22 protein-coding genes are annotated in these 19,328 nt (G+C 69.9%); 8 read left to right on the top strand and 14 right to left on the bottom strand.

Annotation, left to right across the window (positions count from 1 at the left end):
* Positions 1-12 precede the first annotated feature (12 nt).
* The 7 genes from scpB to GEMRO_RS0115240 are packed head-to-tail and all read right to left on the bottom strand — an operon-like array spanning position 13 to position 7,231.
* A complete protein-coding gene (gene scpB / locus GEMRO_RS29900; RefSeq protein ID WP_051329107.1) occupies positions 13-609 on the bottom strand; it encodes an SMC-Scp complex subunit ScpB in 597 nt (198 codons plus the stop codon).
* Positions 606-1,340, bottom strand: a complete 735-nt coding sequence (locus tag GEMRO_RS0115265; protein WP_027134693.1) for a segregation and condensation protein A — start codon at positions 1,338-1,340, stop codon at positions 606-608. Before GEMRO_RS0115265 ends, scpB begins: the two co-directional genes overlap by 4 nt.
* Positions 1,337-2,038, bottom strand: coding sequence for a site-2 protease family protein (locus GEMRO_RS0115260; protein ID WP_027134692.1), 702 nt, complete (start codon positions 2,036-2,038; stop codon positions 1,337-1,339). Before GEMRO_RS0115260 ends, GEMRO_RS0115265 begins: the two co-directional genes overlap by 4 nt.
* 10 nt (positions 2,039-2,048) lie before the next feature.
* The gene (nagZ, locus tag GEMRO_RS0115255; RefSeq protein ID WP_027134691.1) at positions 2,049-3,059 is read right to left on the bottom strand and encodes a beta-N-acetylhexosaminidase; all 1,011 of its coding nucleotides are present in this window, start codon (positions 3,057-3,059) and stop codon (positions 2,049-2,051) included.
* A complete protein-coding gene (locus GEMRO_RS0115250) occupies positions 3,059-4,246 on the bottom strand; it encodes an SPOR domain-containing protein (protein WP_027134690.1) in 1,188 nt (395 codons plus the stop codon). The genes nagZ and GEMRO_RS0115250 overlap by 1 nt, the downstream gene beginning before the upstream one ends.
* A 46-nt stretch (positions 4,247-4,292) precedes the next feature.
* Positions 4,293-6,041, bottom strand: a complete 1,749-nt coding sequence (gene argS, locus GEMRO_RS0115245; RefSeq protein ID WP_027134689.1) for an arginine--tRNA ligase — start codon at positions 6,039-6,041, stop codon at positions 4,293-4,295.
* Positions 6,038-7,231, bottom strand: coding sequence for a deoxyguanosinetriphosphate triphosphohydrolase (locus GEMRO_RS0115240; RefSeq protein ID WP_051329627.1), 1,194 nt, complete (start codon positions 7,229-7,231; stop codon positions 6,038-6,040). Before GEMRO_RS0115240 ends, argS begins: the two co-directional genes overlap by 4 nt.
* A 113-nt stretch (positions 7,232-7,344) precedes the next feature.
* Between GEMRO_RS0115240 and erpA the strand changes: the two genes are divergently transcribed.
* Both erpA and xth read left to right on the top strand, forming a co-directional pair.
* Entirely contained in the window at positions 7,345-7,695 is a 351-nt protein-coding gene (erpA, locus tag GEMRO_RS0115235; RefSeq protein WP_027134687.1) for an iron-sulfur cluster insertion protein ErpA, read from the top strand.
* Positions 7,696-7,726: 31 nt separating this feature from the next.
* Positions 7,727-8,494, top strand: coding sequence for an exodeoxyribonuclease III (gene xth, locus GEMRO_RS0115230; protein ID WP_027134686.1), 768 nt, complete (start codon positions 7,727-7,729; stop codon positions 8,492-8,494).
* Between the two features lie 4 nt (positions 8,495-8,498).
* On the opposite strand, the gene GEMRO_RS0115225 is transcribed toward xth, so the two are convergent.
* The 7 genes from GEMRO_RS0115225 to GEMRO_RS0115195 form a co-directional block, all read right to left on the bottom strand.
* Positions 8,499-8,831 (bottom strand): four-helix bundle copper-binding protein, encoded by a 333-nt coding sequence (locus tag GEMRO_RS0115225; protein ID WP_027134685.1) that lies wholly within the window; start codon positions 8,829-8,831, stop codon positions 8,499-8,501.
* 100 nt (positions 8,832-8,931) lie between these two features.
* Positions 8,932-10,632, bottom strand: a complete 1,701-nt coding sequence (locus GEMRO_RS0115220) for an ABC transporter permease (RefSeq protein WP_027134684.1) — start codon at positions 10,630-10,632, stop codon at positions 8,932-8,934.
* On the bottom strand, positions 10,629-11,606 hold the full coding sequence (locus tag GEMRO_RS0115215) for an ABC transporter substrate-binding protein (protein WP_035487328.1): 978 nt from the start codon (positions 11,604-11,606) through the stop codon (positions 10,629-10,631). Before GEMRO_RS0115215 ends, GEMRO_RS0115220 begins: the two co-directional genes overlap by 4 nt.
* 104 nt (positions 11,607-11,710) lie before the next feature.
* The gene (locus tag GEMRO_RS34700; protein WP_169728395.1) at positions 11,711-12,301 is read right to left on the bottom strand and encodes an NUDIX hydrolase; all 591 of its coding nucleotides are present in this window, start codon (positions 12,299-12,301) and stop codon (positions 11,711-11,713) included.
* A 201-nt stretch (positions 12,302-12,502) separates the two neighbouring features.
* Positions 12,503-12,907: a cupin domain-containing protein gene (locus GEMRO_RS29890; protein WP_051329106.1), complete on the bottom strand. Its 405-nt coding sequence runs from the start codon at positions 12,905-12,907 to the stop codon at positions 12,503-12,505.
* 158 nt (positions 12,908-13,065) lie between these two features.
* The gene (locus GEMRO_RS0115200; protein ID WP_027134682.1) at positions 13,066-14,076 is read right to left on the bottom strand and encodes a Gfo/Idh/MocA family protein; all 1,011 of its coding nucleotides are present in this window, start codon (positions 14,074-14,076) and stop codon (positions 13,066-13,068) included.
* Positions 14,077-14,165: 89 nt separating this feature from the next.
* Positions 14,166-14,957 (bottom strand): IclR family transcriptional regulator, encoded by a 792-nt coding sequence (locus GEMRO_RS0115195; protein WP_051329105.1) that lies wholly within the window; start codon positions 14,955-14,957, stop codon positions 14,166-14,168.
* A 79-nt stretch (positions 14,958-15,036) separates the two neighbouring features.
* Here GEMRO_RS0115195 and GEMRO_RS0115190 point away from each other — a divergent pair, with 79 nt between their 5' ends.
* From GEMRO_RS0115190 to GEMRO_RS0115165, 6 genes are all read left to right on the top strand, one after another.
* A complete protein-coding gene (locus tag GEMRO_RS0115190; protein WP_027134680.1) occupies positions 15,037-15,708 on the top strand; it encodes an amino acid ABC transporter permease in 672 nt (223 codons plus the stop codon).
* On the top strand, positions 15,705-16,355 hold the full coding sequence (locus GEMRO_RS0115185; RefSeq protein WP_027134679.1) for an amino acid ABC transporter permease: 651 nt from the start codon (positions 15,705-15,707) through the stop codon (positions 16,353-16,355). The genes GEMRO_RS0115190 and GEMRO_RS0115185 overlap by 4 nt, the downstream gene beginning before the upstream one ends.
* Positions 16,342-17,073: an amino acid ABC transporter ATP-binding protein gene (locus GEMRO_RS0115180; protein WP_027134678.1), complete on the top strand. Its 732-nt coding sequence runs from the start codon at positions 16,342-16,344 to the stop codon at positions 17,071-17,073. The genes GEMRO_RS0115185 and GEMRO_RS0115180 overlap by 14 nt, the downstream gene beginning before the upstream one ends.
* A gap of 36 nt (positions 17,074-17,109) precedes the next feature.
* On the top strand, positions 17,110-17,901 hold the full coding sequence (locus GEMRO_RS0115175) for a transporter substrate-binding domain-containing protein (RefSeq protein WP_035485393.1): 792 nt from the start codon (positions 17,110-17,112) through the stop codon (positions 17,899-17,901).
* Positions 17,902-17,956: 55 nt separating this feature from the next.
* A complete protein-coding gene (locus tag GEMRO_RS0115170; RefSeq protein ID WP_027134676.1) occupies positions 17,957-18,976 on the top strand; it encodes a succinylglutamate desuccinylase/aspartoacylase family protein in 1,020 nt (339 codons plus the stop codon).
* Positions 18,977-19,099: 123 nt separating this feature from the next.
* Complete coding sequence (locus GEMRO_RS0115165) at positions 19,100-19,321, top strand: NINE protein (RefSeq protein ID WP_051329104.1); 222 nt, start codon at positions 19,100-19,102, stop codon at positions 19,319-19,321.
* Positions 19,322-19,328 lie beyond the last annotated feature (7 nt).

Genomic DNA, 19,328 nt, shown 5'->3' with positions numbered 1-19,328 from the left:
CGCCCTGCCCGCTCACGAGCCGGCGACATGGTTCGGGAACCCGCCGGCGGGCACCTCCACCGGCGGCTCCTCGCCGGTGCGCTGCGCCAGCACCACCAGGTCCGGGGCGTCCAGGTCGTCCGGCCGGGGCAGGTCGTCCAGGCTGGAGATGCCGAACGCGTCCAGGAATGCTTGAGTGGTCGCCCAGGTCATCGGCCGCCCCGGCACCTCGCGCCGCCCTGCCGGCGCCACCCAGCCCGCGTCCAGGAGCTGCTCCAGCGTCCCCTGCGCCAGGCCGACGCCGCGGACCTGCTCGATCTCGGCGCGGGTGACCGGCTGCTTCCAGGCGATCACCGCCAACGTCTCCATGACCGCCTTGGACGGCTTGCGCCGCTTTTCCTCGATCCGGGCGAGATAGGGCGCGATCTCGGGGTCGGTGCGCAGCGCCCAGCCCCGGCCGATCCGCTCCAGCCGGATGCCCCGGCCGCTATAGGCCAGCATCAGCTCGGGCAGGAGGTCGCCGACATGGACGTCCTCGGGCAGGTGCGCCTGCAGCACCGCCTCGTCCACCGGCTCCGCCCGCGAGAACAGCACCGCCTCGACGATCTTCAGCCCCAGTTCCCGGCTCATCCAGCCCCCCTCACCAGGATCGGGCCGAACGCCCGGTCCTGGACCAGCTCGATCCGGCCCTGCCGCGCCAGCTCCAGGCCGGCGACCAGCCCGGACGCCAGCGCCGTGCGCCGCCCGAACCCGTCGGCCAGGTCCGGCGGCAGCAGGCTCTCCAGTTCCAGCCAAGACGTCCCGCTGACCAGCGCCTCGAACCGCGCCATCGCCTGGTCGATCGACCAGGTGGGCGGCGGCGGGAAGCGCAGGATCACCGCCTGGTGCCGCCGCTTCAGCCCGGCATGGGCCGCCACCAGGTCGCCCAGGCTGGCGGTCGGCAGGTAGCGGGTCTCCAGCGCGAAGCTCTCCGCCACGCCCCGGGCCAGCCGCTCGAAGCCCAGGCGCGGCATGGTCTCGAGCTCGCGGGCGAACGCCTTGATGGCGTCCAGGCGGCGCAGCCGCGCCTCCAGGTCGTCGACCGCCTCCTCCGCCTCCTCGTCCGGCTCCTCCTTGGGCAGGAGCAGCCGCGACTTCAGCCAGAGCAGCCAGGCCGCCATCACCAGGTAGTCGGCGGCGACGGTCAGCTCCCGGCGCCGCGCGGCCTGCAGGTAGGCGACGAACTGGTCGACCAGCGCCACCAGGTTCAGCGCGCGAAGGTCGACCTTCTGCCGGCGCGCCATGTCGAGCAGCAGGTCGAGCGGTCCCTGGAAGCCGCCGAGCTCGACAGTGAAGCCCTGGTCGTCCGCCGCCTCGCTCACGACAACGGGTCGCCCCAGCCGGTCAGGATGTAGACCCAGCGGAACACGAACTCGACCGGCGGCATCAGGATCGGCTCGATCAGGTTGATCTGCATACCCCAGATCGAGCCGAGCAGCGGCCCGAGGAACAGGATGCCCAGCAGGATCAGCAGGCCGTAGCGCTCGGTCTTGGCATGCTTCCAGGCAAGTGCCGGCGGCAGGAGCGAGTTGAGGACCCGGCCGCCATCCATGGGCAGGAGCGGCAGCATGTTGAACACCGCCAGGACCACGTTGACGTTGACGAAGGCGGTCAGGTTCTGGCTGACCCACTCGCCGACCCGGCTGTCCAGGCCCAGGGTCAGGTGCAGCACCAGGGCTGCGGCGAACGCCATGGCGATGTTGACGCCCGGACCCGCCAGCGCCACCAGCGCCATGTCGCGCCTTGGGTGGCGCAGGTAGCCGAAGCGCACCGGCACGGGCTTCGCCCAGCCGAACAGGAACGGGCTGCCGGTGAGCAGCAGGATGCCCGGCAGGACGAAGGTGCCGACCGGGTCGACATGCACCAGCGGGTTCAGGCTGACCCGGCCCAGCTGGCGGGCGGTGGGATCGCCCAGCTTGTCGGCGACCAGACCGTGGGCGGCTTCATGCAGGGTGATCGCCAGCACCAGCGGGATCAGGTAGATCGACAGGACATGTGCCTGCGCGGCCAGATCGCTCAAGATCGCTCCTTCAGGCGACGAGATGCGTCGCGCGTAGATGATGCTCGTCGGCGGCGACATCGACGGCGGCCGGAGCGGCCGGTCTGAACGCCAGCGCCTGCTCGTAGCGGCGCAGCGGCTCGCCGGCCAGTTCCGGCAGGGTCTGGGCGAGGACGCGGGCGTCCTCGATCCGGCCGCTGCAGGCGAGCGCCAGGTCGCAGCCGGCGGCCAGGCAATCGGAGGCCCGGCCGGCAAGGCCGCCGGACAGCGCCCCCATCCCGAGATCGTCGGAGAGCAGCAGCCCGGCAAAGCCGATCTCGCCCCGGATCACGTCCTCGATGACCCTCGCCGACAGGGTGGCCGGCCGGTCGGGGTCGATGGCCCGGAACAGGATGTGGGCGGTCATGCCGATCGGCAGGTCGGCCAGGGCCTGGAACGGCCGGAAGTCCCGGGCGGCCAAGTCGTCCCGGCCGGCCTCCACCACGGGCAGCCCCATGTGGCTGTCGACCAGCGCCCGGCCATGGCCCGGCAGATGCTTGATCACCGGCAGGATCCCGGCGGCGAGCAGGCCATCGGCCACCTTGCGCCCGAGCCGGCTCACCACCTCGGGATCGCCCGAGAACGCCCGGCTGCCGATGGCCTCGGTCAGGCCCGGCGCGGCCACGTCCAGCACCGGGGCGCAGGCAACGTCGATGCCCGCTTCGGCCAGATCCGCCCCGATCAGCCGGCCGACCGCCTCGGCCGCCAGGTCGGCCGCGCCCGGGTTGCCGAGACACAGCTCGCCGATCCGGGCCATGGCCGGCAGGCTGCGCCAGACCGGCGGGCGCAGCCGCATCACCCGGCCGCCTTCCTGATCGATGAACACCAGGGGCCGGGCGGGACTGGCGGCCGTGCGGATCGCATCGGTCAGCCGGCGCAACTGGTCCCGGTCGGCGATGTTGCGGGCGAACAGGATCACGCCGGCCGGCGGCGTCTCGCGCAGGAAGTCCCGCTCCTCGTCCGTGAGCTCGGTCCCATCGATCCCCAGGACGCCCGCGAGCATCAGCGGCCTACGACCAGGCAATCGCTGCCGTTGGCCTTGACCGCCTCGCAGGCCGCCCTGGCTTCCGCCTGGGACGCGAAGCCCGCCAGCTGCGCACGATAGTAGGTGGTGCCCTTGACCTCCGCCTGGGTGATGACCCGGCGGCGGCCCTGGAAGACCTCGGGGTTCCGGCTTGCCACCCGCTCCCAGGCGGTGTTCGCGCCGGCCTCGTCGCGCAAGGAGGCGACCTGGATGCGGATCGAGTTGGCGGGCTCGGCCGCCGGCGGCTCGCTCGCCACCGGCGCGGCGGGCGGCGTGGGCGGGGTCGGCGTCGTCACCGGCGCGGCCGCGGGTTCCGGCGCCGCCGCCGGCTCCGGTGCCGCCGCGGGCTGGGGCGGATCCACGGCGATGATCTGTGCCGGCATGGTGCGCTTGAGCACCACCGGCCCGCTCTCCACCGCCGGCGGCACCACCGGCATGGGCGCCTGCGCGGACGGAGCGGTCGCCGGTGCGGCCGGCGCCTGGGGCGCGGCGGGCGGCGTCTCGCTCAACGGCGGCACGGCCGGGGTTGCGGACGCCAGCGCGTCGGGCTGCGGGCTCGACGGCGGGCGGACCGTCGGCCGGGTGTCGACCACGACGCCGTCCTGGCCCGGGGCCGCGTCGTCCATGGTCTCCGCCATGATCTCGCCCATGGACGGACGCGCGCCGGCTTCCTCGCCGGCAGCGGGATCCATGGCGGTGGCGCTGGGCTCGGTGAAACCGTCCGCATCAGCGCTCTCGACCTCGGTCTCGCCGAAGCCGGCGGCGCTGTCGGCCGGCGGGATGACCTCCTCGACCTCCTCGGCGACCTGGGCCGGCGGCTGGCTGCTCGGCACCGGGCCCACCGCCGGCGGCTCCCCGGCGTCGTCCGGGTTCTCCCCCAGCACGCTGGCGATCTCGCTGCCGGCGTTGCGCGGCGTCAGCCCGCCCTCGTCGACCGGCTTCTCCTTGATCGGCTCCTCGGGAGCCTGAACCATCACCGGGGTCCCGTCGCCGGCATTGTCCTGCCAGGACAGCCAGACGATCGCGCCGAACACGAAGAACACCAGCAGCACGACGACGCGCAGCCACCAGCGGGTCGGCTGCTCGTCGGGCAGCGGCTCCTCCAGATCGACCACCGCCCGGTTCCTCAGGGCTCTCTGCGCGGCATCGAACGAATTGTCGGACATTGGACCCATGCTTTCTGAAGACCAGAACCGGCAGCGGAAAATCGATTCAGCGCAGCTCGTCCACCGCGGTCACCCCGAGAATGTCGAGGCCGGCCGCGATCGCCGTCCGAGCCGCCTCGAGCATGGCCAGCCGCGCCCGCGTGCGCTCCGGCTCGGCCTCGACGAGGAACCGCAAATTCTCGTCCTCCGACCCTTTCGTCCAGAGCCCATGCAACTCCGCGGCGAGTTCCATGGTCCAGAAGGCAATCCGGTGTGGCTCGGCATGCACGGCGGCATGTTCCAGCACCCGCGGCAGGAGCGAGGCCTTCTTGATCAGGTCGAGCTCGGCCGGATGGGTCAGCAGCGACAGGTCGGCCTGGTCCAGGTCCTGCGCCAGATGGCCGAGCCCGCGCTGTTCCGCCTGGCGGAATACCGAGCGGACCCTTGCATGGGCGTACTGGACATAAAACACCGGGTTGTCGCGGGACTGCTCGACCACCTTGGCCAGGTCGAAGTCGAGCGGCGCGTCGTTCTTGCGCGTGAGCAGCATGAACCGCATCACGTCCTTGCCGACCTCGTCGACCACGTCGCGCATGGTCACGATCCGGCCGGCCCGCTTGCTCATCTTGAGCGGCTTGCCCTCGTCCATCAGGTTGACGAGCTGGCACAGGCGCACCTCCAGCTCGACCTTGCCCTCCGAGAGCGCCTTCACCGCCGCCTTCAGCCGCTTGACGTAGCCGCCATGGTCGGCGCCCAGCACGTCGACCAGCCAGGTATGGCTGCGTTGCAGCTTGCTGAAATGGCAGCCCAGGTCGGCGGCGAAATATGTCCACGCGCCATTGGAGCGCTTGAGCGGCCGGTCGACGTCGTCGCCGAAGTCGGTGGCGCGGAACAGGAGCTGCGGGCGGGGCTCCCAGTCCTCGGACGGCTTGCCCTTGGGCGGCGGAAGCTCACCCACATAGAGCAGGCCCAGTGCCTCCAGCCGCTTCAGCGCGGCCTCCATCATCCCGTCCTCGATCAGCGAGCGCTCGGACAGGAACAGGTCGTGGTGGACGCCCAAAGCCGCCAGGTCGTCCTTGATGATCTCGAGCTGGGCCTCGACCGCGAAGCGCTTGAGCGGCTCCAGCCACTCGTCCTCGTGCTTGCCGAGCCACCGGTCGCCGTCGCGCACCGCCAGGGCCTGGGCGGTCCGCACCAGATAGGCGCCCGGGTAATATCCTTCCGGCATCTCGCCGATGTCCTCGCCCATCACCTCGCGGTAGCGCAGGTGCACCGAGCGGGCGAGGGTCTCGACCTGGGCGCCGGCATCGTTGACGTAGTACTCGCGGGTGACGTCGTAGCCGACCCGCTCCAGGATCGAGGCCAGCGCGTCGCCGAACACGGTGCCCCTTGCGTGGCCGACATGGAGCGGCCCGGTCGGGTTGGCCGAGCAGTACTCGACGTCGACCTTCTGGCCCCTGCCGGTGTCGCTGCGGCCGAAATCGGCGCCGGCCTGCATGATCGCCGGGACCACCGCCTGCCAGAAGCCCGGCTGCATCCGGATGTTGACGAAGCCCGGCGGCGCCACCGCCACCTCGGCGAACCGCTCCTGGGCGCGCAGCTGTTCCGCCACCGCCTGGGCGATGTCGAGCGGGCGCATCCGGGCCGGCTTGGCCAGCATCATCGCGATCGAGCTGGCGACGTCGCCATGGCTCGGGTCTTTCGGCAGTTCCACGGAGACCCGGGAAAGGTCCAGCCCGTCCGGCAGGCGCCCCTCGGCGACGAGGCGGTCCAGGGCGGCGCGGAGGTCAGCTTCGATGAGCGCGAACGGGTTCATGGTCGGGTACGGGCAATCCTGAAAAGACGGTCGTGCTCATCGAGCGCAAAACGGTCGGTCATCCCGGCGACATAGTCGCGCACAGCCTCCGCACATGCTCGCGAACCAGCGCTCCCGGCCCGGGCGCGCCACTCCTCGGGCAGGCATTCCGGCGCCTCGAAGAAGGTCTCGAACAGTGCGCGCAGGATCTGCTTGGCGCGCCTCGTCATCCGGTTGACCGTGTAGTGGTGCCAGACCCGGTCGCGCAAGAACGCTCTGAGGTCGAGGACCGCCGCATGCATGGGTGCGGAGAAGCCCACGCACGGTCCGGGCGCCTGCGCCACCTCCTCCGGCGAGCCCGGCGCCAGCTCGGCGAGGCGCCGGCCGGATTCGGCCATCAGGTCGCGGACCATCCGGTCGATCAGGCGGCGCTGGATCTCCCCGGCCATCCGGGAGGGCTCCAGGTCCGGCCGCAGCGCCCGCACCTCGTCCACCACCGGCGCGGCCAGCGGCAGGGCGCGCAGCTCGTCAGGCAGGAAGAAGCCGGCCCGCAGCCCGTCGTCGACGTCGTGGCTGCAATAGGCGATGTCGTCGGCAAGGGCGGCGATCTGCGCCTCGACCGAGGGCTGCAGGTGCAGGCGCAGGTCCTGGCGGCGGCTCCAGTCGGCGAACACCGCCGGCACCTCGCCAAAGAGCGGCCCGTTATGCTTGACCACGCCCTCCAGCGTCTCCGCCGTCAGGTTCAGCCCGTCGAACGAAGCGTAGCGCCGCTCCAGCCGGGTCAGGATCCGGAAGGTCTGCACGTTGTGGTCGAATCCGCCGAACGCCCGCAGGCAGTCGTCCAGCGCCTCCTCGCCGGCATGGCCGAACGGGCTGTGGCCGAGATCGTGGGCGAGCGCGATCGCCTCGGTCAGGTCCTCGTCGACAAGAAGCGAGCGGGCGATGGTCCGGCCGATCTGGCTGACTTCCAGCGTGTGGGTCAGCCGGGTACGGAAATGGTCGCCTTCCAGCGCGGCAAACACCTGGGTCTTGGCCTCCAGGCGGCGGAACGCGGTGGCGTGGACGATCCGGTCGCGGTCGCGCTGCCAGGGCGAGCGCGGCGCGCTGTCCGGCTCCGCCAGCATGCGTCCGCGGCTGCGGCCGGGGTCGGCGGCGAACGGGGCGCGCCCTGCCCCGGTGGATGGCCCGGATTGCGAAATGACACCCTCCATGGTGCTGGCGCCGTTTGACAATACTACGCCGCTACCTACTTTGGGATGAGCACGCTTCCTCGGAACCCGTCCTTGCCCGGTCCGATGGGGCGGATCAACCACAGAGGCGTCCCATGTCGCAACCGAACCCGCGGCCCGACCCCTTCCAGGTCTCCGACAGCGCGGCCCGCCGGATCCGTGCGATCCTGGATCGCGAGGGGCTGGGCGACGGTCACCTGCGCGTCGGGGTCTCGGGCGGCGGCTGCTCCGGCTTCAAGTACGAGTTCGAACTCGGCACTCAGAACGAGCCGGACGACATCGCGATCGAGAAGCAGGGGGCGAAGGTCGTCATCGACGGCATGTCGCTGCTCTACCTGATCGGCTCGGAGCTGGACTTCGTGGAGGACCTGAACGGGTCCTACTTCCAGGTCCGCAACCCGAACGCCAAGTCGTCCTGCGGCTGCGGCACCAGCTTCGCCATGTGAGCCGCCAGGCTCGCCCCTCCGAGAGATCCCGATGAAGCTGGTCGCCTGGAACGTGAACGGCGTGCGCGCACGCCTGGACGCCCTGCTGGGCTGGATCGACGCCGAGCAGCCGGACGTGCTCCTCCTCCAGGAGACCAAGGTCACCGACGACAAGTTCCCGGCCGCTCCGTTCGCCGAGCGCGGCTACCACCTGTCGCTGTGGGGCTCGGCGCCGCTCAACGGCGTGGCCATCCTGTCCAGGCCGGAGCCCAAGGACGTAGTGCGTGGCTTGCCGGGCGAGGACGGCGACAGCATGGCCCGCTGGATCGAGGCCACGGTCGGCCCCTACCGGATGGCGTCGCTCTACCTGCCGAACGGCACCTCGGTCGGCTCCGACGCCTTTGCCTACAAGCTGCGCTACTTCGACCGGGTGGGCTCCCGGATGGCCGCGCTTTCGGCCGACGGCACTCCGGTGGTGGTCGGCGGCGACTGGAACGTCGCCCCGGAGCCCTGCGACGTCCACGACCCGCGCGCCTGGGACGGCGAGATCTGCTACCATCCCGAGGAACGCGCCGCCTGGCGCCGGGTGTGCCATCGCGGCTTCTACGACGCCTATCGCTGGCTGAACCCGGCCGGCGAGGACTTCTCCTGGTGGCACTACCAAGCGCGTGCCTTCGAACTCGGCCACGGCCTGCGCATCGACCATTTCCTGCTTTCGCCGCACGCCATGGACCAGGCCAGCGCCTGCCGGATCGACCCGGCGCCCAGGGCCGCCAAGACCGCGTCGGACCATGCGCCGGTGATCCTGGAGATCGGCTGAGCGGTCAGCCCGACATCTTCCAGCAGCACTCCGCGCAGTGGCGGCACGCCTCCACGCACGGATCCATGCCGCCGATCCGCGTGCAGTCGGCGGCACATTCCTGGCAGATCTCGGCGCATTCGGCGCAGACATGCGGATGGTGCTGCGAGCCGATCAGCATGAAGTGCGCCGCCGACCGGCAGATCTCCGCGCAGGACATCATCAGCCGGAAATGCCGGGGCTCGGTGTTCGGGCCGCCCTCGGTCAGGCAGTGGCCCATCGCGGTGGACAGGCAGACCTGGTAGGCGTTCAGGCAGGCATCGATGCAGGGCTGCATGTCGGTCGGGCTGTGCGGCATGGCGACGTCTCCCGGGGTCGGTGTCGTGACCGGCACGACCCGCACACCCTAGCACATCATGCCGGCTCGCGTGGGCGACAACGGCAGGTCAGAAGGCAGGTCAGAACCGCCAGGGCAGCGTCCCCTCCGGCAGCCGGTCGCCCAGCCGGTCGATCACCACCACCAGGAGCGCCACCACCGCCGTGGCGGAGAGCGCGACCGCGCTGGCCTCGCTGACCAGGCCCGCCTCCTCCAGCGAGAACAGCACGACCCCCAGCGTCTCGGTCCCGGCGGTCCACAAGAGCGCCGAGACGGTCAGCTCGTTGAACGCCAGCAGGAAGGCCAACAGGCCGCCCGCCGCCATGGCCGGCCACAGCGCCGGCAGCACCACGTGGCGCAGCCGCGCCCATGGGCCGGCCCCGTCCACGGCGGCGGCCTCCTCCTGCGCGCGCTCCAGCTGTGCCATCGCAGCCAGTGGCGCCTTCAGCACGATCGGCAGGAACCGGGCGGCATAGGCGAACAGGATGATCCAGGGCGTGGCGTAGATCGAGATGCCCAGGAGCGGCAGCGGCTTCACGAACAGGAGGATGCAGGCGATCGCCAGCACGATCCCCGGCAGCGCATAGGGCAGTTCGACCAGCGGCAGGAGGAAGCCGCGCACCCGGCCGGGTGCCCGGTCGAGCGCGTGGGCCAGCGGCACCGCGACCAGGGCCAGGACCAGGGCAGCGCCTCCGGCGAAGGCGAAGGAATTGCGGAACGCCCGCACGGTGACGTCCTGGCGCCAGAGCACCTCGGCAAAATGGCCGAGCGTCGCGGAGTTCAGCGTCAGGCGGGCGCCATAGGTCGGGGCCAGCGCCGAGGCCAGCAGGGAGCAGAGCGGCAGGAAAAGGACGATGCCGACGACCGCCCAGGCAGCGGCAGAGGCCGCCGGCCGCCACGGACCCAGCCGCCAGAACCGCCGCAGCGGCCGCTCGCTGCTGCGCCTGGTCGCGGTGCTGGCCAGCACGGCGGCGGCGGCCCCGGCCGGCACCAGGACCAGGATCGCCATCAGCATGGAGAGGATGGCCGCCTCGTCGATCACTTCCGCGCCGCTGCCGACCAGGCGCCGGAAGATCAGGGTGGGCAGGGTGAGGTAGCCGGCGGGCATGCCCAGGAGCGCCGGGATGCCGAAATTGCCGAAGCCCGCGACGAAGGCCAGCAGCATGGCGGCGATGATCTGCGGGTAGAGCAGCGGAAGGACGATCCGGCGAAGGATTGCGCCCGTGCCGGCGCCGCCCAGGCTGGCCGCTTCCGCCAGCTCGTCGGGGATGGTCTTCAGGCCCGCCAGGAGCAGGATCGTCACCAGCGGGGCATGGTGCAGGCCCAGCACCAGCACGACCCCGCCCCGTCCGATCAGCGGGTTGGGCGTCCCGGCCGCGGGGGCCAGCCCCAGCGCGTTGAGCAGCGGCGAGGCCGGCCCGGCCATCACCGTGAAGGCCAGGGCGGTGACCTGCGGGGCGATCAGCATCGAGAGCACGAACAGGATGCCGATGGCGCGCCGCTGCGGCAGGTCGGACAGGCCCAGCAGGACCGCCATCCCGCCGCCCAGCAGCATGGCCAGCAGGGTGGAGAACAGGGCGCTCTCGATGCTGTGCCAGGCTGCCTCCAGGCTGGCCGGCGCCAGCAGGAGCGCCATGGCGCCATCCATGCCGCCAAGCGCCTGGGCCAGGAGGCGCGCCACCGGCAGCCCGGCCAGGACCAGGACGAGCGTGAACAGGAGGCCCGGCCCGAGCCGCCCCTCGCGCAGGCCGCTCGGACGCCTGACGGGCCGGGCCGCGATCACTTCTGGAAGATCGTCTCGAAGCGGGCGCGGTTCTCCTCCTCGGCCGCCAGCGCCGCGGCGGGATCGAACGGCAGCACCTTGATCTCGGCGCGGGCCGGATAGCCCTCGGGTGCGGCGACCGACGGATCGGCCGGCACATAGCCCTGGGCCGCGGCGAGTTCCTGGCCCTTCTCGGAGAGCAGGAAGTCGACGAAGGCCTTGGCCGCGTCGGGATTGTCGGTGGACTTCAGGATCGCCACCGGCTCGGTCACGGCGGAGACGCCCTCTTCGGGGAACACGAAGGTGACCGGCGCCCCCTTGGCCTTCTCGCGGATCGGCATGAAGTCGACGATCATGCCGTACAGCTTCTCGCCGCCGGCCACCGCCTTGAGCACGCCGCCATTGCCGCCCTCGGCCACGGCGCCGTTCTCCGCCAGCCCTTCATAGTAGCCCCAGCCCTGGGGCAGGTTGCCGGTGAGGGTCTGCAGGTGGATCAGCGCAGCACCCGAGGCCAGCGGGCTCGGCATCGCGATCATGCCCTTGGCCTCGGGCTTCAGCAGGTCCTCCCAGGAAGCCGGCACGAACGGCGCCGCATCGTTGTAGACGATGCCGGTGGTGATCAGCTTGGTGGCGAACCAGTACTTCTCGGGATCGTGGGTGCCCTCGGGATAGGCCGCCACGTCGGCGCCCGGATAGGCCATCAGCGCGTCGTCGCGCTTGAGGCCTTCCATGGTCACCGCATCGGCGATCAGGATCAGGTCGGCCTGGGGAGCGCCGGCCTCCAGTTCCGCGCGCAGCTTGGCCATGATCTTGGGCGTGCCGTCGCGCACGAAGCTGATGTCGACGTCCGGATGCTCGGCCTTGAAGGCGTCGATCGTCTGCTGGGCGTCGGTCTGCGGCTGGCTGGTGTAGAGGACAAGGCTGCCCTCGGCGGCCAGGGCCGGCTGGGCCAGCAGGGCGCCGGCAACGGCGAGCGCGGCGATCGGACGGTTCATCGGCAGGCTTTCCATACGGTTTCGACGGTCCCGGGCAGGCGGCCGGGCTGGTGGTGTCCAGTCGCGTCGCTGCATAGGTCGGTCCCATGACAGCGCGGTGACGGTCAGTGCCCGATCAGCTCGGCGTTCAGCTTGAGCATGAGCGTCACCAGCCCGCCCTCGCCGACCATCATCGCCGCCTCGTCGAGCGTGGCCCAGCACCGCTGCCGCTGCCCCTTCTCCGGCCAGTCGTCCAGCACCTCGTCGACGTCCATCCGATAGACCTCGATGGCACAGGGCACCACCCGGCCATTGGCGAGGTGCTTGAGCGAAACATAGCTGCCGATCGGCGCGTTCCATACCTCGCCCAGAACTCCAGCCTCCTCAAAAGCCTCGATGGCGCCCACTTCGGCGCCGCTCTTTCCCTTCTCCGGGTTCCCCTTGGGGATGATCCAGCGGCGCGTGCCGCGCGACGTCACCAGCATCACGCTCACCGATTCACCCTGCATGCGCAGCGCCAGCACGCCAAACTGCAGGCGCGGCAACGCATGGCCGCCCGAAGCCTTCTTCGGCAACGTCTTCGGCTTGTCCGGCGAGGCCTTCGCCTTGGGCTTTCCCGCCGGGCCTTCCGCCTTGCCCGGTGCCGCCTTGTGCTTCTTCGAAGTGGAAGCCTTGTGCGCCTTGGGACCGGCAGCCGCGATCTTCGATGGCGCCATCTCGAACGTCAGGTCAGTGTTTCGATCGTCATGCCGCTCCAGATAGCGATTACGGCATGAAGGTGGAAGTCTATTCGTCTAGACGAATCGTTCAACGTCCCAGCCACGCAACTGACGAACACCGACGCTCGCTGCGTGAAATTCCGATGCTTTCGAGATCTGGATCTCTTGGAGATGTTCATCTCCGGCACATTGGCGGCATCAGTGGACCGGATCGAGGAATGGGCTGTCGGGATCACTGACATAAAAGATGACGACTTTCATCGGTTCGGAGCCGCTCTTGTTGTAGCCTGTCATCTTGACGTTCGGCGGCTCGACCATCGCTTCCCCCGCCTTGAGGGTCCTGGTCGGCAGGCCCTCCATCTCCAAGGTGAAGCTGCCTTCCAGGATGTAGACCGACACCGGGAAGCGATGGGTATTGAAGGGAGTCTTGCCGCCAGGCGCGATGGTGGCCGTGAGCACCTTGATCTCCTGCTGGTCGCCGTTCGGCATCCCCTCGACCACCTGCTTGAGCAGCAGATCGGGACGGGCGACTTCGGCATCCCCGGCAAACGAACCGGATGTCGTCAGGAAAAAGACGGCAAAAATCATCAGCAGATGGCGCATGGCCAACTCCCTGGCGGCTGATGGCTCAGCCGGTGCTACCAATCCTCACCATCGCTTCAATCGGCTCCTCTTTTCGATCCAAGTAAAGGTCCGAATTCAATTTGGCCAAGATTGCCCGGAGCAGCCGCATCGACTGGCTGCCGACCGGGCACATTCCCCTATGGCTGGACCGCCACCGCACGTCCCAGCTGCGCGCTTTCCAGCATGGCCAGCGCCACCGCAAGCGAGCGCAGCCCGTCCCGGCCGCTGCACGCGACCTCGCCCTGCCCGTTTGCCGCGGCCACCACGCTGCGCACCATGCGGACGTAGAGTTCTTCGTGCTGCAGCGGGATCTCGCGCTCGCCCTGCGCATCGCGCTGATGCAGGGTTCCACCCGGAGATTGGCCCATGTTGTCCACTGCATAGAGGGAGCCCATGGTGCCGTGGATCTCGATCGAGCCGCGGTTGAAGGGCGTGTTGAACACGTTGTGGATGTGGCCGAGCGTGCCATTGGCAGTGCGGAAGATCGCCAGCGCCGTGTCCTCGATCCGGTCGGTGCCCATGCCGCTGTTCTTGCTCATGGCGCTCACCTCGACGATCTCGTCGCCGGTCAGGAAGCGGATGATGTCGGCGTCGTGCACCGCCAGGTCCATGATCGCCCCGGCCCCGGTGGCCGGGTCGTTGATCCGCCAGGTCTGCAGATGCGCCGGCAGGAGCGCGCCATGGACCACCCGGACCACCACGAGTTCGCCTAACTGGCCCGAGCGCACGATCTCGCGCATCGCGATGTGGTGGGCGCCGCAGCGCATGTGATGATTGGTGGCGAACACCACCCCGGCCTCCTCGCAGGCCCGCACCATCTCCTCGGCCTGCTTGACGCTCATCGCCAGCGGCTTGTCGCACAGCACATGCTTGCCGGCAGCCGCGATCGCCAGCACCTCGGCATGGTGCCGCTCATTGGTGCTGGCGACATAGACCCCGTCGATCTCCGGGTCGGCCAGCATGTCCTCCAGCCGGTCATAGGCCTTGGGGATGCCCATCTCGTCGGCGAACGCACGGCCGCGCGCCATGTCGCGGCTGAAGACCGCCACCGGCAGCGCCACGCCGCTGTCGTTCATCGCCCCGATCATCCGCTCGCGCGAGATCGTGCTGGCGCCGATCAGGCCGAAGCCGAATTTGCCGTCGCGCATCCCTGGTCCTTCGTTTCACATGTTGTCATCGTTGTTGGCGGCGGGAGCATGCCCGGTCAACGGCGCCGGCCCGCCGCCCTGCCCGGGCCTTAGCCGTACAGCCCCGCCTCGATCTCCGCGCAGGCGGCCTTGAGGCGCGCCAGGATCGCGTCGAACCGAGGGGTGACGTGGCGCCGGGCGACGGCGGCCACGGTGACGGTCGCCACGGCCCGCCCATCCGGGCGCAGGACCGGGCAGGAGAGGTCGGTCACCCCGACGATGTCGCGGCTCTCGTGGATCACCGCCCCTTCCGCGCGGATCCGGTCGAGCGACGCCTCCAGCGTGGCCGGGTCCGGCGCGTCGCGCATCAGCACCAGGCTCTCGGCAATCATCCGCGCGCGCACGGGCCCGGGCTGGAACGCCATCAGGACCAGGCCGGAATGGGCGTCGGCCAGCGGGCGCCGGTAGCCCAGCTTCAGGGAGAAGTTCATGTCGGCGCCCCCCGAGGCGGCGGCGATCACCACCGTCTCGCCGCGATGGGCCACCACCAGATGGGTCGCCTGGCGCACCTCCTCGGCGAAGCGCTCGACGATCGGCGCCGCGACGCCCACCAGGTCGCGGGCCCGCGCGGTCTGCATGCCCAGCTCGAACAGCTTGTTGGACAGCATCAGCCCGTCGCCGCCGCGCTCGCGCATGAGATATCCCCGCGCCAGCAGGACATGCACCATCCGGAAGATCTCGTTCTTGGAGCGGCCGAGTTCCGCGGCGATCTGCCGGGTGCCGGCCGGGGCGCCGTGGCGGGCGAGCATTTCCAGGATGTCCAGGCCCTTCTCCAGGGCCGGTGCTGCGTAGATAATCCGCTCCTCGCTGTTTTGTGTTTCATTAGCGACGGTTGACTTCATGAATGAACCACCCCTACCGTCACCTTGATCAGGACACTCGCTTTCCATCCGATGCACGCCGAAGGTCGATGCAGCGCTCATGGAATACAACTTCAAATTTGAAGCTCTGCTGCGCTACAGCGACGAGATCGTCGCCGGGGTCGGCCTGACCCTGCAGCTCTCGGCGGCCACCATGGTCCTGGGCCTCGCGATCGGCATCCTGGTCGCCGCCGCCAGCATCGGACCGGCCGGCCCGCTGCGCAGCCTCGCCCGCGCCTATGTCGAGGCGATCCGCAACACGCCGCTCCTGATCCAGCTGTTCATCGTGTTCTTCGGCATGCCCAGCATCGGCATCAAGCTCAGCGCCAACCAGTCGGCGCTGATCGCGCTCTCGGTCAATCTCGGCGCCTACAGCGCGGAGATCATCCGCGCCGGCATCGAATCGATCCGCCACGGCCAGGTGGAGGCCGGCCGCTCGCTGGGCCTCACCGCCTGGCAGACCTTCCGCCATGTCGTGCTGTTCCAGGCGCTCAAGGCGATCTACCCGGCCCTGGCCAGCCAGTTCGTGCTGCTGATGCTGACCACCTCGATCGTCTCCTCGATCGGCGCCACCGAACTGTTCCACCAGGCGGCCTTCATCGAATCCCGCACCTACCGCTCGTTCGAGACCTACACCCTGATCACCGCGGTCTACCTGCTGCTGACCCTGGCGTTCCGCGGCCTGTTCGCCGCCATCTACCATCTGGTGTTCGTGCGGAGGCCCGCCCGATGATCCGGGAATTCGGTGCGGACGACCTGGTCTATCTCCTGTTCGCCGCCCGCTGGACCATCGGCCTGGCCCTGGTGGCGACCTTTGGCGGCGCCCTTTTGGGCCTGGTCGTGGCCCTTGCCCGGATCGTGCCGTTCCGGCCGCTGAACTGGCTGGCGATCGCCTGGGTCAACCTGATCCAGGGCACCCCGCTCCTGGCCCAGCTCTTCGTGCTGTTCTTCGCCCTGCCCGTGCTGGGGGTGACCGTGGACGCCTGGTTCGCCGCCTGCGCCGCTTTGTCGATCTATGCCAGCGCCTTTCTGGGCGAGATCTGGCGCGGCAGCGTCCAGTCGGTCTCGCCCCGCCAGTGGGAGGCCGGCGCGGCGCTGGGCCTGCCCTACCGGCAGCGGCTGAGCCACGTGGTCCTGCCCCAGGCGATCCGGATCTCGATCGCCCCCACCGTGGGCTTCCTGGTCCAGCTGGTGAAGAATACCTCGCTCGCCGCCCTGATCGGCTTCGTGGAGCTGACCCGGGCCAGCCAGATCATGACCGCGGCCACCTTCGCGCCGCTGCGGGTCTACCTGGCCGCGGCCCTGATCTATTTCGCGATCTGCTTCAGCCTCTCCAAGCTGAGCCGGGTGCTGGAAAGGAGGCTCCATGTCGCTCGTTGAGCTTGAGGCGGTCCACAAGCGATTCGCGGCGCTGGAGGTCCTGAAAGGCGTGTCGCTCAAGGTCGAGAGCGGCGAGATCGTCGCCCTGATCGGCCGTTCCGGCTCGGGCAAGTCGACGCTCCTGCGCTGCATCAACGGCCTGGAGACGGTGCAGGACGGCCGCATCCAGGTGGCCGGGATCGAGGTCACCGCCCCCGGCGCCGACCTCGACCTGCTGCGCCAGCGCGCCGGCATGGTCTTCCAGAGCTTCAACCTGTTCCCGCACCTGACGGTCGAGCGCAACATCATGCTGGCGCCCCGGCTGGTGCGGAAGGCGACCCTGCCCGACGCCCGTGCCCTCGCCCTGGCCATGCTGGGCAAGGTCGGGCTGGCCGACAAGCTGCACGCCTATCCCGACCAGCTGTCCGGCGGGCAGCAGCAGCGGGTCGCCATCGCCCGTGCCCTGGCAATGCAGCCGGCCCTGATGCTGTTCGACGAGATCACCTCGGCCCTGGACCCGGAACTGGTCGGCGAGGTCCTGAAGGTGCTGGAAGGCCTCGCCGCCGAGGGCATGACCATGATCCTGGTCACCCACGAGATGAACTTCGCCAAGAACGTCGCCCATCGGGTGGTCTTCATGCACGAGGGCCGGATCCACGAGGACGGACCCGCGCGCGCCACCTTGATCGAGCCCCGGACCCCGGAGCTCCAAAGCTTCCTGGAGGCCGTCCTCCATTAGGAGGGATGCCTCCCAACCAGATCGGAGAGGTTGACGATGTTGCGATCCCTGTTCCGCGCCGGTGCCATGCTGGCGCTGGCCACCCTGGCCACGGCGGCCCCCGCCGCCGCGGCCGACCTCCAGGACATCATCTCCGCCGGCAAGATCCGGATCGGCGTGCCGGTCGACGTGCCGCCGTTCGGTTTTGTCGGCGCCGACAACCAGCCGGTCGGTCTCGATGTCGACGTCGCCCGCCGGATCGGCGAGGCGCTGGGCGTCGAGGTCGAGCTGCAGCAGATCACCAGCGGCAACCGCATCCCCTATCTGGTCACCGACCGGCTGGACCTGGTGATCTCGGCCATGGGCGCCACCCCGGAACGCGCCCAGCAGATCGCCTTCTCCTCGCCCTACTCGGCCCTGTCGATCGGCGTGTTCGGCCCGGACGACATCGCCGTCTCCAGCCCGGCCGACATCACCGACCAGACGGTCGCGGTGGCGCGCGGCACCACCCAGGACATCGAGCTGACCAAGGCCGCGCCCGATGCCGACATCCAGCGTTTCGACGACGACGCCACCGCCGCCGCGGCCTTTTTGTCTGGCCAGGCCCAGCTGCTGGCGACCGCCAACGTCGTCGCCAAGGACCTGATGACCAACAACCCGGACGTCCAGCTCAACCCGAAATTCATCATGCGCCTGGCGCCGACCCATATCGGCCTGCAGCAGGGCAATCCCGAACTCCTGCGCTGGCTCGACACCTTCATCTTCTACGTGAAGAACGAGGGCTGGCTTTCCAGCCTGTCCGAGCAGTGGCTGGGCATGCCGCTGCCGGCGAACCTCCCCCCGATCTGATCCCCGCCGGACGGGCGGGCTCGCCCCTGCCCGTCCGGCCCTTCCGGACAAGACCATGGCCCGCCCCTCCACCGCCCATCTGGGCGTCGACCTCGACAAGGCCGGCAAGCAGGTCGGCTTCATCAGCATTCCACATTCGCCCCACGAGGACGCCTGGGGCGCCGTGCGCATCCCGATCTGCGTGATCCGGAACGGCAGCGGCCCGACCGTCATCCTCCAGGGCGGCAACCATGGCGACGAGTACGAGGGCCCGATCGTCCTGGGCGAGCTGATCCGGGATCTCGATCCGGCCACCATCAGCGGCCGGCTCGTCATCCTTCCAGCGATCAACCTGCCGGCGGTCCTGGCCGGCAGGCGCACCTCGCCGGTCGACGGCCTCAACCTCAACCGCACCTTCCCAGGCGATCCCGCCGGCACGATCACCCAGCAGATCTCCGCCTTCGTCAGCGACGTGATCTTCCCGATCGGCGACATGTTCGTCGACCTGCACTCGGGCGGCTCGTCCCTGAACATCCTGCCGAGCGCCATCATCGAGCCCGCCCCGGACCCGGCCCATCGCCGCCGCAACGTCGAGGCCGTCCTGGCGTTCGGCGCGCCGCTCACCGTGGTGATCGACAATCTGGGCGAGCCGCGTACCTCGACCGCCTGCGCGGTGCGCGCCGGGCTGACCACGGTCGGCACCGAGATGGCCGGCGCCGGCACGGTGTCGCTGGACGCCCTGAAGATATGCCGCCAGGGCGTGCGCAACGTGCTGGCCCATGCCGGCGTGCTGCTGCCGGCCGCCGCGGCGCCGGCGGCGCGCGAACCCGAGGCGATCCTCAAGATACCCGGCCAGGCTGGCTTCGTGTTCGCCACCGCCGACGGCGTGTTCGAGCCCTGCCACCCGCTGGGGACTATGGTCAGGTCCGGCCAGGAAGCCGGGCGCATCCACCACCTGGCCGACCCGTCCCGCCCCCCGGAGACACTGCGCTATGGCGCCGATGGCATGGTCTATGGCCACCGCCAGCCCGGGCGGGTGGTGCTGGGCAATTGTTGTGCGGTGGTCGCCAGCCCATATGAGGGCAGCCTGGACTGAACCTGGCCGCCCGGTCCCGGTGCTGCCGCCTGCAGATCGGGGCTTGCTCCGGCTGGGCAGGCTTGGAACCATTCCCCACCCGGATCATTGTGAACGGGTCTGTTCGTCCCCTGGAGTTGCTCGATGCGCGTGAAGACCACCGGAACCTCGTTCTGGCTCTGGCTGCTCTGCATCTTCGGGTTCTGCGGGGTCCATCGCTTCTATCTGGGCTTCATCTGGACCGGCCTGCTCTGGCTGTTCACCTTCGGCCTGCTCGGCATCGGCCAGCTCATCGACCTGTTCCGCCTGCGCAGCCTGACCGCGATGTCCAACATGGAGCACCAGCTCGACCAGCGCGGCTTCTGACCGGCGC

The organism is Geminicoccus roseus DSM 18922 (assembly GCF_000427665.1).
GTDB classification, from domain to species: Bacteria; Pseudomonadota; Alphaproteobacteria; order Geminicoccales; family Geminicoccaceae; genus Geminicoccus; species Geminicoccus roseus.
The sequence above is the reverse complement of the archived record's forward strand: the minus strand, read 5'-3'. Positions and strand labels throughout refer to the sequence as shown.

Coding starts and splice junctions, on each gene's coding strand:
- GEMRO_RS0115225 (WP_027134685.1), bottom strand. CDS start 8,831: ATGCCGCACAGCCCGACCGACATGCAGCCCTGCATCGATGCCTGCCTG.
- GEMRO_RS0115195 (WP_051329105.1), bottom strand. CDS start 14,957: ATGAAGTCAACCGTCGCTAATGAAACACAAAACAGCGAGGAGCGGATT.
- GEMRO_RS0115215 (WP_035487328.1), bottom strand. CDS start 11,606: ATGAACCGTCCGATCGCCGCGCTCGCCGTTGCCGGCGCCCTGCTGGCC.
- GEMRO_RS0115170 (WP_027134676.1), top strand. CDS start 17,957: ATGGCCCGCCCCTCCACCGCCCATCTGGGCGTCGACCTCGACAAGGCC.
- GEMRO_RS0115180 (WP_027134678.1), top strand. CDS start 16,342: ATGTCGCTCGTTGAGCTTGAGGCGGTCCACAAGCGATTCGCGGCGCTG.
- GEMRO_RS0115250 (WP_027134690.1), bottom strand. CDS start 4,246: ATGTCCGACAATTCGTTCGATGCCGCGCAGAGAGCCCTGAGGAACCGG.
- GEMRO_RS0115200 (WP_027134682.1), bottom strand. CDS start 14,076: ATGCGCGACGGCAAATTCGGCTTCGGCCTGATCGGCGCCAGCACGATC.
- GEMRO_RS0115240 (WP_051329627.1), bottom strand. CDS start 7,231: ATGGAGGGTGTCATTTCGCAATCCGGGCCATCCACCGGGGCAGGGCGC.
- GEMRO_RS29890 (WP_051329106.1), bottom strand. CDS start 12,907: ATGCGCCATCTGCTGATGATTTTTGCCGTCTTTTTCCTGACGACATCC.
- GEMRO_RS34700 (WP_169728395.1), bottom strand. CDS start 12,301: ATGGCGCCATCGAAGATCGCGGCTGCCGGTCCCAAGGCGCACAAGGCT.
- GEMRO_RS0115175 (WP_035485393.1), top strand. CDS start 17,110: ATGTTGCGATCCCTGTTCCGCGCCGGTGCCATGCTGGCGCTGGCCACC.
- scpB (WP_051329107.1), bottom strand. CDS start 609: ATGAGCCGGGAACTGGGGCTGAAGATCGTCGAGGCGGTGCTGTTCTCG.
- argS (WP_027134689.1), bottom strand. CDS start 6,041: ATGAACCCGTTCGCGCTCATCGAAGCTGACCTCCGCGCCGCCCTGGAC.
- xth (WP_027134686.1), top strand. CDS start 7,727: ATGAAGCTGGTCGCCTGGAACGTGAACGGCGTGCGCGCACGCCTGGAC.
- GEMRO_RS0115185 (WP_027134679.1), top strand. CDS start 15,705: ATGATCCGGGAATTCGGTGCGGACGACCTGGTCTATCTCCTGTTCGCC.
- erpA (WP_027134687.1), top strand. CDS start 7,345: ATGTCGCAACCGAACCCGCGGCCCGACCCCTTCCAGGTCTCCGACAGC.
- nagZ (WP_027134691.1), bottom strand. CDS start 3,059: ATGCTCGCGGGCGTCCTGGGGATCGATGGGACCGAGCTCACGGACGAG.
- GEMRO_RS0115190 (WP_027134680.1), top strand. CDS start 15,037: ATGGAATACAACTTCAAATTTGAAGCTCTGCTGCGCTACAGCGACGAG.
- GEMRO_RS0115165 (WP_051329104.1), top strand. CDS start 19,100: ATGCGCGTGAAGACCACCGGAACCTCGTTCTGGCTCTGGCTGCTCTGC.